This is a genomic window from Oleiagrimonas sp. (genome assembly GCF_027858935.1).
GTDB lineage: Bacteria > Pseudomonadota > Gammaproteobacteria > Xanthomonadales > Rhodanobacteraceae > Oleiagrimonas.
Window position 1 is genome coordinate 1 of the sequence record NZ_JAQIBU010000090.1, and the last position, 12719, is coordinate 12719.

Consider the following 12719-nt stretch of genomic DNA (forward strand, 5'->3'; position numbering starts at 1 on the left):
CGAGGTCAAGATCGGAACCCAGGTCTACCTGGCCTCCTACAGCTCGGACAATTGGTGGGGTTCGATGATTTCCGCTCCGCTGGTGACCACCGGCGGCGTGCTCAGCGTCTCGTCTGTCGCCAACTGGGATGCCAAATGTGTCCTTACCGGCGGACCTTGCGCCGCGATGGGTACGAATGCCTCGGGTAATCCAACGACCAGCGTCCCCGTCCAGGGTCCTGCTTCGCGTGCGTTGCTGACCTCCGGGGAAGGTGCGGGTCTGGGCACCCCTTTTGAGTGGAGTTCGATTTCGTCAACCCAGAAGGCGGCTCTGAACAGCACCGACAACCTGGGCCAGCAGCGACTGAACTGGCTGCGCGGCGATCGTTCCAACGAGCAATTGATCAACGCCTCGGGCAAGCTCAGGAATCGCGTGGCGGTCCTTGGCGACATCATCGACTCGAGTCCGACCTGGGTTGGTGCTCCATTTGCCAATGTCTATCCGGATGCATTCACTGACAAGTATGTGGGGAACTCGGCATCGATTCCCGAAAATGCTACCGGGGCCGAGGCGTACAGCACGTTCGTGGCGAACAATACGGGACGTGAGAATGTGGTTTACGTGGGCAGTAATGATGGCTTCATGCATGGTTTCGAGGCCGGTTCCTATAATGCGGATGGGAGCTATAACTCAACCACCAATGATGGCAAGGAGCTGCTTGGCTTCATGCCAACCGGTGTGCTCAGCAGCTCCATCGATCAGCTGACTGATCCCAACTATGGACATCATTACTACGTGGATGCCACCCCGGCTTCGGCGGATCTTTTCTACGCCAAAAAATGGCATACGTGGCTGGTTGGCGGCGTCGGAACGGATGGCTCTGAAATCTACGCGCTGGACATCACGGATCCGTCGCAGTTTTCCGAAAGCAATGCCTCATCTCTGGTCATCGGCGACTGGACCAATGCGAATTCGGGTCTGTCACACCTTGCCGACACGGTGGGTACCCCGGTCATTGCGCGGCTTCACAATGGTCAGTGGGCCATCATTTTCGGCAATGGCCTGAACGGCACGAAGAGTGCCGGAGTCTACATCGGACTGGTGGACCCGAATTCGGGGGCGGTCAGCTTCATGTTCCTGGATACCGGTGTCGGTTCGGCCTCGAATCCTGACGGGATCGCCTATGTTTCGACCGCGGATGTCGATGGAGACCACATCGCTGATTATCTGTACGCGGGAGACACCCAGGGCAATGTCTGGCGATTCGACTTGACCAGCAAGAACAGCAGTCAATGGAGTGTTTCAACGTTCGGAAATTCCCAGCCGACGCCCCTGTACGTGGCCAGGGATGCCATGGGCACGCGTCAGCCCATCACCACGGCGGTCACGGTTGCTGGAGTCACCACGGACAACGTGAACCGGGTGATGGTGATGTTCGGCACCGGGCAGAAAACGCCATTGACCAGTACCAGCGGCGACGTATACGCCAGCGGAACCCAGACCTTCTATGGTGTCTGGGATTGGGACATGGGCACCTGGAACAGCAAATCCGGTCCGAATGCGCAGTATGCCGCCCTGACCGGAAAGCAGTCCCTGGACAGGAGCCGATTGCTGCAGCAGTCGGTTGTGTCCACTTCGACCGGTACCGGCAACTCCCAAGTGGTGGGGTATCGTACCCTCAGTACGACCAGCAAGGTTTGTTGGCAGGGCACATCGACATGCTCTACCGGGAACAACCAGTTCGGCTGGTATTTCGATCTGCCGGCTCCCATGGAGCAGATTATCTACAACCCGACGCTTATCGGAGGTGCTGTGGTCGTGAACAGCGCGATCCCGCCGGAAATTTCGGCGCTGCAGTGCAATCCGGGTCTGCAAAGCGGTTGGACCATGTCGTTCGATCCGGCCACGGGTGGTGCGGTGCAGCGGGGCTTTTTCCCCGGGCTGGACGGGTCATTCTCGAATGGGTCCGATGGTTCCGCCGTGAGCGGGGTACGCCTGGATGCAGTCGGTACGCCCACCACCGTCAAATACAATGGACAGACCTACCTCGTGACGCAGACTGTTCAGGGCAATGCGGCGCTGAGCAAGGTCAATCCGCCGAATAGCGTGGACGCGACACGGGTGTCATGGAGGGAGCTCCGCAACTGATCCGATCCACTGGTACACGCCTTGCATGGCGTCCACGGGCGCCTGGATGCCAAGGACCCCACAGGCACAAGGGGCCAACCCATATCTACCCGGGTTGGCCCGTCTGCCGCCCGGCCGGCTTGAGTATCCAGTGCACCTTATCGAATTGGGCAGAGAGTGAAATCATGAAAACTACATCGACTTTCAAAACGCGATCACGCCCGATATCTCGAGGATTCTCATTGCTTGAGTTGATGATCGTTGTGGCGGTGATTGCGATTCTTGCCGCGATTGCCTATCCGTCGTACATCAAGTACGTCACCAAGACCCATCGCGTGGCTGCGGAAGCGTGTCTGTCGGAGTTTTCCAATTACATGGAGCGCTATTACACGACCAACCTGCGCTACGACAAGGACTTGACGGGCACGAATGCGAACACGCCGCCGTTCACCACCATGGATTGTGCCACCCCGAATCAGACCGGCGACAACTACACCTACGGATGGGCCGCCGGCGAACCGACGCGATCGACCTACACGATCGTGGCGACCCCGATCAATGCACAGGTCACGCGCGATACTCAATGTGGCGCCTTGAAGATCGACCAGGCGGGTACACGCACCATCGGCGGCACGGGCACCCTGAACCAGTGTTGGTAGGATTCGGCTGAATCCCGGCGTCCCTGTTCAACCCGAAGCCACCGCGATGACCCATCGCGGTGGCTTTTTCATGGTGCGCCCGGCAGGGCGCACCCACTTGGAGGTGAAAGTCCTCTACTCGCCCGGCAAGGGGAAGAGTTAGCCGAACGGCAAGGGTGTCGCGGGCGACTGCGAATCTGGAGGAAGCCGAAGGCAAAGCGCTGGCCTGACGAACAGGAAGCGGATAAGAGGCGGCATCGTGGGGTGAGACGGCCAATATCGTCAAAGCCCGAAACTTGCACGGAACGCGGTGACGTATATCCGACAGGCATAAGCGCGAAGGTGGGTGTGTCATACCCGGGGAGATCTGCATGGGTGCCTTGTGCTACTGGCATCGAGAGGTGTCGGGATGCCGATGCAGAAGTCAGCCGAGGCCATAGTAGGTGCCGTCATGGACTGAAGGGCTGAACATGAGAGAACGTGAGTAGGCAGTGGTATCTCGATGAAGTCGACCAAGACAGAAGCCCGCAAAACGAGCGGGGCGCATACGCAAGAGGCCGGACAGTATCCGGCCGGTGGCGTGGTGCGTGCCGAGGCTGCATCGGCGAACCATCTGCGGACGAAAGCGCAGGTGATGTGTGAGAGCACCCTGATGGACGCGGCGATGGAACGCGACAACCTGAGGAGTGCGTATCAGCGGGTGATCGGCAACAAGGGCGCGGGGGGTGTCGATGGAATCGGCATCGAGGCGTTCGCCGAGCACCTCAAACGACACTGGCCCACGATCAAGGCCAACGTGCTGGCAGGGACGTATATCCCCTCGCCGGTGCGCCGCGTGGACATACCCAAGCCGCAAGGCGGGGTACGGACACTGGGCATTCCGACGCTGACGGATCGCATGATCCAGCAAGCGTTGCATCAGGTGCTGCAACCGATCTTCGAGGCGGAATTCTCCGCATCGAGCTACGGCTTCAGGCCGGGCAAGAACGCACATCAGGCAGTCAAGTCGGCGCAACGTTATATCGACGAAGGCCGCCGGGTGGTGGTAGACATGGACTTGGAGAAATTCTTCGACCGCGTCAATCACGACCTGCTGATGGGCAAGCTGGCCGACAAGATCGGCGATGGCCGCGTGCTGAAACTCATCCGCCGGTATCTGGAGGCGGGAATGATGGCAGACGGGACGGTGTCCCCGCGGACCCAAGGCACGCCGCAAGGCGGGCCCTTGAGTCCGTTGCTGTCCAACATCCTGCTGACGGAACTGGATCGGGAACTGGAACGCCGAGGCCACGCCTTCTGCCGTTACGCCGATGACTGCAACATCTACGTCAAAAGCCACGCGGCGGGTGAGCGGGTACTGGCGAGCCTGACCCGGTTCCTCACGGAGCGACTCAAGCTCAAGGTCAATGCGGCCAAGAGTGCGGTCGATCGACCGTGGCGGCGGATGTTTCTGGGTTACAGCACAACGTGGCACAAGCAGGTGCGATTGCGAATCCCCGCGTCGAGCCGACAGCGGTTCAAGGCCCGGCTGCGTGCGATCCTCAAAGGCGCACGCGGTCGGAGTCTGTACCGCACCATCCGGGACCTCAACCCGGTGCTGCGAGGCTGGGCGGCGTATTACAAGCTGACCCAGACCAAGGCGGCACTGGACACCCTCGATGGCTGGCTGCGGCGCAAACTGCGGTGCATTTTATGGCGGCAGTGGAAACGCACGAATGCCCGTGCCCGACACTTGATGAAGGCGGGACTGGCGCAGGAGCGGGCTTGGCGCTCGGCCACCAACGGGCGTGGTCCGTGGTGGAACAGCGGGGCCAGTCACATGAATGCGGCCTTCCCGAAAGCCTGGTTTGATCGTTTGGGATTGGTATCGTTGCTCGATACCGCGCGACGCTTGCAGTGTCGCTTATGAACCGCCGTATGCGGAACCGCACGTACGGTGGTGTGGGAGGGCGGCCGGGGCAACCCGGCCCCCTACCCGATACCGAGTGCCTGCTTGCGTTTTCCTTCGCGGCGCGACTGCCGCTCGGTGCGCGCCGTGATGTCCGTGAGAACAGGCTGTCCGAAGCTGTATGCCCATGTTTCATATACTTTCGTACACGTGGTCCCCATCCGTATTTCCTGCCCGAATCCGGTTTGTTGCCGCAACCTGTTCGACCTAAGTCGAACAGGTTGCGGCGCCGGCTTCGGATAAAGTCGAAGGGTAGGAAGCGCCGCCAAGGCGTTGCAACAAGCGCATGAGTACTATCCACAACCACGAGAGGGGAAAATCATGGCCACAGCGCCTGATGTAAAGACCGCGCCGGGGGGATCGGCGTCGGGGTTGCTGGCAAGGGAACGCACCATTGCAGGTCCGAAGTTCAATCGCTGGCTGGTCCCACCTGCCGCGTTGGCGATCCACCTGAGTATCGGCATGGCTTACGGTTTTTCCGTGTTCTGGCTGCCGATGACCCATCTGGTCACGAATCCGGACATGGCGACCTGCCAGAACCTGAGCTTTTTCCAGGAATTGTTCACCACCACCTGTAACTGGACTGTACCTGCGGTCAATCACATCTTCGAAACCTTCATCGCCATTCTCGGCGTGGCCGCGGCCATCTGGGGCCACTGGCTGGAGCATGCCGGTCCCCGGCGCGCCGGTTTCATTGCTGCCCTGAGCTGGGGCGGCGGCCTGGTGATCGGCGGCATCGGCGTATCCATCCACCAGCTTTGGCTGGTGTATCTGGGATGCGGCGTGCTGGGAGGCATCGGACAGGGGCTGGGCTACATCGCGCCGGTTTCATCCCTGATCAAGTGGTTCCCCGATCGGCGAGGCATGGCGACTGGATTTGCCATCATGGGGTATGGCGGTGGCGCGATGATCGGTGCGCCGATCGCGGTCAAGTTCATGCAGTACTTCTCGCACAACGGCGTGCCTGGCGTGGCCGGGGCTTTGATGGTGCTGGGCGTGATCTACATCATCGCCATGTCCGCGGGTGCCTTCGGCTTCCGCGTGCCGCCCAACGGCTGGAAACCGGAAGGCTGGGCCCCGCCGGCTGAAGCCAGCCACCCGATGATCACCCAGCACCATGTGCATTTGAACAAGGCCTGGAAGACGCCACAGTTCTGGTTGATCTGGGCGGTACTTGCCCTGAACGTGACCGCCGGCATCGGCGTGATCTCGATGGCCAGCCCGATGCTGCAGGACGTGTTCGGATCCAAGCTGCTTGGCGTGGATATCACCACCACGCTCACCACTGCGCAGAAGGCGGCGATCGTTGCCTCGGCAGCCGGATTGGTCGGCCTGATCAGCTTGTTCAACAGCCTGGGGCGCCTGATCTGGGCCTGGGCGTCGGACTTCATCGGACGCAAGAACACGTATTACACGTTCTTCATCCTGGGCATCATCCTGTATTGCGGCATGCCGACCCTGGGCCATATGGGTCTGGCAGGCATGTTCGTGATCTCCATCTGCATCATCCTGTCGATGTATGGCGGCGGTTTTGCCACTGCCCCGGCCTATCTGGCCGATATCTTCGGTACGCAGATGGTCGGCGCCATTCACGGCCGGCTGCTCACGGCCTGGTCGGTAGCAGGTATCATCGGTCCGGTACTGATCGCCGGCCTGCGCCAGACACAGCTCAATGCCGGCGTGGCAAAGAACCTGGTGTACGACCGCACGCTCTACATCCTGGCCGGGCTCCTGGTGGTCGGCATGATCTGCAACTTCCTGGTCAAGCCGGTCAAGGAGGAGGACACCATGTCCGAAGCCGAGCTCGAACATGAGCGCTCACTGCAGCATGAAGCACCACACGTGGCTGCCGGGGCACAGGACGCGGCGCGTGGAAGCTTCGGCTTCGGCGGAGTGATCGCCTGGGCTCTGGTCGGAATTCCGTTCCTGATCGGCGTATGGATCGCCATCAGCAAGGCAGCTGCACTGTTCTAGAGGTCGCACCATGAAGCGAGTTGCAAGCGTCGCAGTACTTCCGAAGATCGATCAGCACGTCCATGCGACGGTTGTAGAGGTCACCACCCGGCTGAAGGATCAGCCGGGTGCTCTCCTGCCGGTACTGCACGCAATCCAGGATGCATTGGGTTACGTGCCCGAGGATGCCGTGCCGCTGATCGCGCGGGAAATGAACCTCTCGCGTGCAGACGTGCATGGCGTGATCAGTTTTTACCACTTTTTCCGCACCCAGCCATCCGGCAATCGCGTGATCTACCTGTGTCGCGCCGAATCCTGCCAGGCCCTGGGTGCCGTGGCTCTTGAAAAACATGTCAAGGCAAGGCTGGGCGTGGACTACCACCAGACCACGGCCGATGGCGCCTATACGCTCGAGCCCGTGTACTGCCTGGGCAATTGCGCGTGTTCGCCGGCATTGATGGTCGACGAGGAGCTGCATGGCCGGGTGACGGCCGAACGATTCGATGCGTGGCTGGAGTCCCAGACCACCGCCACAAGTACGGAGTCGAAATGAGTGTGACGGTCTATGTACCCCGCGACGCCAGCGCGCTTTCACTGGGCGCTGAAGCCGTGGCCGAAGCGATTGCCCGGGAAGCCCGGACCCGCAAGGCGGAGGTGTCCGTGGTGCGCAACGGCTCGCGCGGCCTGTATTGGCTCGAGCCGATGGTCGAGGTCCAGACCGCCGAGGGCAGGGTGGCCTACGGTCCGGTACAGGCCGACGACGTGCCCGGTCTGTTCGAGGCGGGTTTGCTTGAGGGGGGCACCCATGCGCTGTCGCTCGGTCTGACCGAACAGATCGCCTGGCTTAAAAACCAGCAGCGCCTGACCTTTGCCCGCATCGGAATCATCGATCCGCGCAGCCTGGACGACTATCTGGCCCATGACGGCTATCGTGGACTCGAGGCCGCGTTGAAGATGAAACCGGCCGATATCGTCAAGGTCGTGACCGAATCGGGTCTTCGCGGCCGCGGCGGCGCCGCGTTTCCGACAGGAATCAAATGGAAGACCTGCCACGACGCCGAGGCCGACCTCAAATACATCGTCTGCAATGCGGATGAAGGCGATTCGGGCACCTACGCCGACCGCATGATCATGGAGGGCGACCCGTTCGTGCTGATAGAGGGCATGACCATCGCCGGCCTGGCCGTTGGCGCGACCGTCGGCTACATCTACCTGCGCGCCGAGTATCCGCATGCGCGCGATGCGCTGCACGCCGCCATTGCCATGGCCGAAGCCGAAGGGTATCTGGGCGACGATGTGCGCGCTAGCGGCAAGGCCTTCCACCTGGAAGTTCGCATGGCGGCGGGTGCGTATATCTGCGGCGAGGAAACCTCGCTGCTGGAAAGCCTCGAAGGCAAACGCGGGCAGGTGCGCTTCAAGCCGCCGCTGCCGGCCATCGAGGGCCTGTTTGGCAAGCCGACGGTGATCAACAACGTGGTCACGCTGGCCTGCGTGCCGATCATCCTGGACAAGGGCGCCAAGCACTACAAGGACTTCGGCATGGGGCGTTCGCGCGGTACCTTGCCGATCCAGCTTGCCGGAAACCTGAAACGGCCCGGTCTGGTCGAGCGTGCCTTTGGCCTTACCCTGCGCGAACTGATCGAAGACTACGGCGGTGGCACCGCCAGCGGCCGTCCGGTGCGCGCGGTGCAGGTGGGGGGGCCGCTGGGCGCCTACGTGCCTGCCTCCAGGCTGGATACGCCGATCGATTATGAAGCCTTCATCGAAATCGGCGGTATGCTGGGCCATGGCGGTGTGGTGGTCTTTGACGACACCGTCGACATGGCCGAACAGGCACGCTATGCGATGGAATTCTGTGCAATCGAATCGTGCGGCAAATGCACGCCATGCCGGATCGGGTCGGTCCGCGGTGTCGAGGTCATCCAGCGCATGGTGGCCGGCAATGCGGCCGAACGCGAACGCAACGAGGTGCTCCTGCGGGATCTTTGCCAGACCATGTTGCACGGTTCACTTTGCGCCCTGGGCGGCATGGCGCCGTTCCCGGTGATCAGCGCACTGGACCATTTTCCCGAAGATTTTTCTCGCGCCGTCGAAAAGACGGGCGCCTGAGGAGGTAGACGTACATGTTGTCCATCGTCGAGATCGATCGCGGCACCCCCCGGTCCAGGGCCGAAAACCTGGTCGTCATGGAAATTGATGGCCGCAGGGTCACGGTGCCCGAGGGCACATCGGTCATGCGGGCGGCATCGCAAGCCGGGATCAACATTCCCAAGCTGTGCGCCTCCGAGATGGTCGATGCCTTCGGCTCCTGCCGGCTGTGCCTGGTCGAGATCGAGGGGCGCAAGGGCTATCCGGCGTCCTGCACCACGAAGGTCAGCGAGGGCATGAAGGTCACCACCGAAACGCCGAAGCTGGCCCAGATCCGTCGCGGCGTGATGGAACTGTACATCTCCGATCATCCACTGGACTGCCTGACCTGCCCGGCCAACGGGCACTGCGAACTGCAGGACATGGCCGGTGTCGTCGGCCTGCGCGAGGTGCGCTACGGTTACGACGGTGAGAATCATGTTTATGCGAGCGTCCCTGCTCGCGAAGATCAAGAAGCGGCCATCCATGGCCGCACTGCCCGAGAAGTACCAAATCCCCACTTCTCGCCGAAGGACGAATCCAACCCGTACTTCACCTTCGATCCGTCCAAGTGCATCGTCTGTTCGCGCTGCGTGCGCGCCTGTGACGAAGTGCAGGGGACTTTCGCCCTGACCATCCAGGGGCGTGGTTTCGAGTCCAAGGTCTCGGCCAGCGCCGATGATCGTTTCCTGGATTCCGAGTGCGTGTCCTGCGGTGCCTGCGTGCAGGCGTGTCCGACCGCGACGCTGACCGAGAAGTCGGTGATCGACAAGGGCCAGGCCGAGCACAGCATCACCACCACCTGCGCCTACTGCGGCGTGGGTTGCAGCTTCCGTGCCGAGATGAAGGGCGACGACCTGGTACGCATGGTCCCGAACATGGACGGCAAGGCCAACCACGGCCATTCGTGCGTCAAGGGGCGCTTCGCGCTCGGCTACGCCACGCATCCGGACCGCATCAACACGCCGATGATCCGCAAGAAGATCAGCGATCCATGGCGGGTCGTCAGTTGGGACGAGGCCATCGACTACGTTGCCAGTGAATTCAAGCGCCTGCAGGACAAACATGGGCGGTTTTCCATCGGAGGCATCACCTCCTCGCGATGCACCAACGAGGAAACCTACCTGGTACAGAAACTGGTCCGTGCCGGCTTCGGAAACAACAACGTCGACACCTGCGCACGCGTGTGTCATTCGCCCACCGGCTATGGGCTCAAGTCCACGCTGGGCGAATCCGCCGGCACCCAGGACTTCGATTCGATCGAGCAGACCGACGTGGTGCTGGTGATGGGGTCCAATCCCACCGACGCGCACCCGGTATTCGGTTCGCAGATGAAACAGCGCCTGCGCGCCGGCGCCAAGCTCATCGTGATCGATCCGCGCAGCATCGACCTGGTCAAGACGCCGCACATCAAGGCCGACTATCACCTCAAGCTCATGCCCGGCACCAACGTGGCCGTGCTCAACACCCTGGCGCACGTGATCGTCACCGAAGGGCTGGTCGACGAGGCCTTCGTGGCCGCGCGCTGCGAGAAGGACGCGTTCGACAAGTGGCGCGCCTTCGTGGCCCAGGACAAGTACAGCCCCGAGGCCATGCAGGACGTGACCGGGGTGCCGGCGGACGTTGCGCGCGGCGCGGCCCGCCTGTATGCCACGGGCGGCAACGGCGCGATCTACTACGGCCTGGGCGTGACCGAGCACGCGCAGGGTTCAACGGCGGTCATGGGCATCGCCAACCTGGCCATGGCGACCGGAAACATCGGTCGCGAAGGCGTGGGCGTGAACCCGATGCGCGGCCAGAACAACGTGCAGGGTTCGTGCGACATGGGCTCGTTCCCGCATGAGTTTCCCGGCTATCGCCACGTCAGCGACAAGGCCGTGCGCACCAGTTTTGAAAGCGAGTGGGGCGTGCCCCTGCACGATGAGCCGGGCCTGCGCATTCCAAACATGTTCGAGGCCGCGCTGGACGGCAGCTTCAAGGGTCTGTACGTGGAGGGCGAGGATATCGCCCAGTCCGATCCCAACACCAAACACGTCACCGCCGCGCTGGAGGCGATGGAGTGCATCGTGGTGCAGGACCTGTTCCTGAACGAGACGGCCAAGTACGCACACGTATTCCTGCCCGGCAGTTCGTTCCTTGAAAAGGACGGCACCTTCACCAATGCCGAGCGGCGCGTGTCGCGCGTACGCAAGGTGATGGAACCTCGCAACGGCTATGCGGACTGGGAGATCACCCAGCTGATTTCCAATGCCATGGGCTATCCGATGCACTACACGCATGCATCGGAGATCCTCGACGAGATCGCGCGCCTGACGCCGACCTTCACCCGCATGAGCTTCGACAAGATCGATCAGCTCGGCTCGGTGCAGTGGCCCTGCAATGACGAGCACCCGAACGGGACACCGGTGATGCACGTGGGCGAGTTCGTGCGTGGCAAGGGACACTTCATGCTCACCGAATACGTGCCGACTTCGGAAAAGGTCAATGCCAGGCATCCCTTGATCCTGACCACGGGGCGTATCCTCAGCCAGTACAACGTGGGGGCCCAGACCCGGCGCACCGCCAACATCATGTGGCATGACGAAGACCTGCTGGAACTGCATCCGCACGATGCCGAGGAGCGTGGTATATCCGAGGGCGACTGGGTGGGGGTGAACAGTCGTTCCGGCGAAACCGTGCTGCGCGCGAAGATCTCCGAGCGGATGCAGCCGGGCGTGGTCTACACCACCTTCCATTTCCCCGGCTCCGGCGCCAATGTGATCACCACGGAAAACTCCGACTGGGCAACCAACTGTCCCGAGTACAAGGTCACCGCAGTGCAGGTCACCCGCGTGACCCAGCCTTCGGACTGGCAGAAGCGGTACGAGAAATTCTCCGAGGTGCAGCAGTCCCTGCTTGAGCAGTCCCTGGATGCAGCCGATACAAACTGACGACGCCAAGGGTATCAACGCGGGCCATGTTCGCCGGAGCGTGGAGCGTTATCGTGGTGGCGTTCGCGATCGTGTCGATGACGCCATCGCGGAAGAAGTCCCGGTGGCCATGGTCTACAACGGCACGCCGTTCTCGGTGATGATGCTTACCCCCGCGCACCTGGAGGATTTCGCCCTCGGGTTCTCGGTCACCGAGGGCCTGATCGGCGGGGTCGATGACCTGCTGGATATCCGCGTGCATGCACGTCTTGAGGGATATCAGCTTGACCTGCGGGTCAACGACCGCTTGCTGGAGGGCCGGATGGGCGATGAGCAGCAGCGTCTGCTTCCCGGGCGCAGTGGTTGCGGGTTGTGTGGCGCCCGCACGCTCGAGGACGCGGTTCGTCATCCCGATCCAGTGCCCGAAGGGCCGAAGATCCAGGCGCAGGCAATGGAAACCGCATTGGCAGCCCTGCGTGATGCACAACCGATCAACAGCGCAACCGGATCGGTGCATGCCGCTGCATGGGTCGACACCACAGGCGCCATGCGCATGGTGCGCGAGGACGTCGGTCGCCACAACGCCCTGGACAAACTGATCGGCGCCATGCTGCGCGCGGCCCTGGACCCCCGCACGGGCTTCCTGCTGGTCACCAGCCGCGCCAGTTACGAAATGGTCACCAAGGCCGCGATGGCCGAAATCAGTCTCATGGTTGCGATTTCCGCGCCCACGGCACTGGCGATCCATCTTGCCAGGAGTACCGGGATGACCCTGGTCGGCTTCGCACGACAGAACAGCCACGTGGTCTACACCCACCCGCAGCGTCTGCTGCACGCTGACGGAGTTCGCGCATGAACATTCAACACCTGACCACCATGGTCAACGACATCAGTCACTACTTCGCATCCGAGCCCGATCACGAGGCCGGCGTGACCGGCATCGCCGACCACCTGCACAAGTTCTGGGAGCCGACCATGCGCAAGCAGATCATCAAGCACCTGGAAGCCGGTGGCGAAGGCCTGGAACCGCTCTCGCG

Annotated in this window: 9 protein-coding genes; all 9 read left to right on the forward strand. The window is 62.0% G+C overall.

Annotated elements, in window-relative coordinates; translation table 11 throughout:
- Positions 1–2128, forward strand: a 2128-nt coding sequence (locus tag PF446_RS03540) for a PilC/PilY family type IV pilus protein (RefSeq protein ID WP_298069794.1), incomplete at its 5' end; no start/stop codon positions are given.
- A gap of 164 nt (positions 2129–2292) precedes the next feature.
- Entirely contained in the window at positions 2293–2766 is a 474-nt protein-coding gene (locus PF446_RS03545; RefSeq protein WP_298069796.1) for a type IV pilin protein, read from the forward strand.
- 481 nt (positions 2767–3247) lie between these two features.
- Positions 3248–4654 (forward strand): group II intron reverse transcriptase/maturase, encoded by a 1407-nt coding sequence (gene ltrA / locus PF446_RS03550; protein ID WP_298069798.1) that lies wholly within the window; start codon positions 3248–3250, stop codon positions 4652–4654.
- Positions 4655–5014: 360 nt separating this feature from the next.
- Complete coding sequence (locus tag PF446_RS03555) at positions 5015–6667, forward strand: OFA family MFS transporter (protein WP_298069800.1); 1653 nt, start codon at positions 5015–5017, stop codon at positions 6665–6667.
- A 10-nt stretch (positions 6668–6677) separates the two neighbouring features.
- Entirely contained in the window at positions 6678–7199 is a 522-nt protein-coding gene (locus PF446_RS03560) for a formate dehydrogenase subunit gamma (RefSeq protein ID WP_298069802.1), read from the forward strand.
- Positions 7196–8755: an NADH-quinone oxidoreductase subunit NuoF gene (locus PF446_RS03565; RefSeq protein WP_298069804.1), complete on the forward strand. Its 1560-nt coding sequence runs from the start codon at positions 7196–7198 to the stop codon at positions 8753–8755. The genes PF446_RS03560 and PF446_RS03565 overlap by 4 nt, the downstream gene beginning before the upstream one ends.
- A gap of 14 nt (positions 8756–8769) precedes the next feature.
- Positions 8770–11703 (forward strand): formate dehydrogenase subunit alpha, encoded by a 2934-nt coding sequence (gene fdhF / locus PF446_RS03570; RefSeq protein WP_298069806.1) that lies wholly within the window; start codon positions 8770–8772, stop codon positions 11701–11703.
- Positions 11693–12538 carry a formate dehydrogenase accessory sulfurtransferase FdhD gene (gene fdhD, locus PF446_RS03575; protein ID WP_298069811.1) on the forward strand — a complete coding sequence of 282 codons (846 nt, stop codon included), beginning with the start codon at positions 11693–11695 and terminating at the stop codon, positions 12536–12538. The genes fdhF and fdhD overlap by 11 nt, the downstream gene beginning before the upstream one ends.
- A partial coding sequence (locus PF446_RS03580) for a formate dehydrogenase subunit delta (protein WP_298069809.1) occupies positions 12535–12719 on the forward strand: 185 nt, incomplete at its 3' end. The genes fdhD and PF446_RS03580, both read left to right, overlap by 4 nt.

Excerpts from the sequence above, each read along its gene's own strand:
- PF446_RS03560 (WP_298069802.1), top strand. The coding sequence starts at position 6,678 with ATGAAGCGAGTTGCAAGCGTCGCAGTACTTCCGAAGATCGATCAGCAC.
- PF446_RS03565 (WP_298069804.1), top strand. The coding sequence starts at position 7,196 with ATGAGTGTGACGGTCTATGTACCCCGCGACGCCAGCGCGCTTTCACTG.
- fdhF (WP_298069806.1), top strand. The coding sequence starts at position 8,770 with ATGTTGTCCATCGTCGAGATCGATCGCGGCACCCCCCGGTCCAGGGCC.
- ltrA (WP_298069798.1), top strand. The coding sequence starts at position 3,248 with ATGAAGTCGACCAAGACAGAAGCCCGCAAAACGAGCGGGGCGCATACG.
- PF446_RS03545 (WP_298069796.1), top strand. The coding sequence starts at position 2,293 with ATGAAAACTACATCGACTTTCAAAACGCGATCACGCCCGATATCTCGA.
- PF446_RS03555 (WP_298069800.1), top strand. The coding sequence starts at position 5,015 with ATGGCCACAGCGCCTGATGTAAAGACCGCGCCGGGGGGATCGGCGTCG.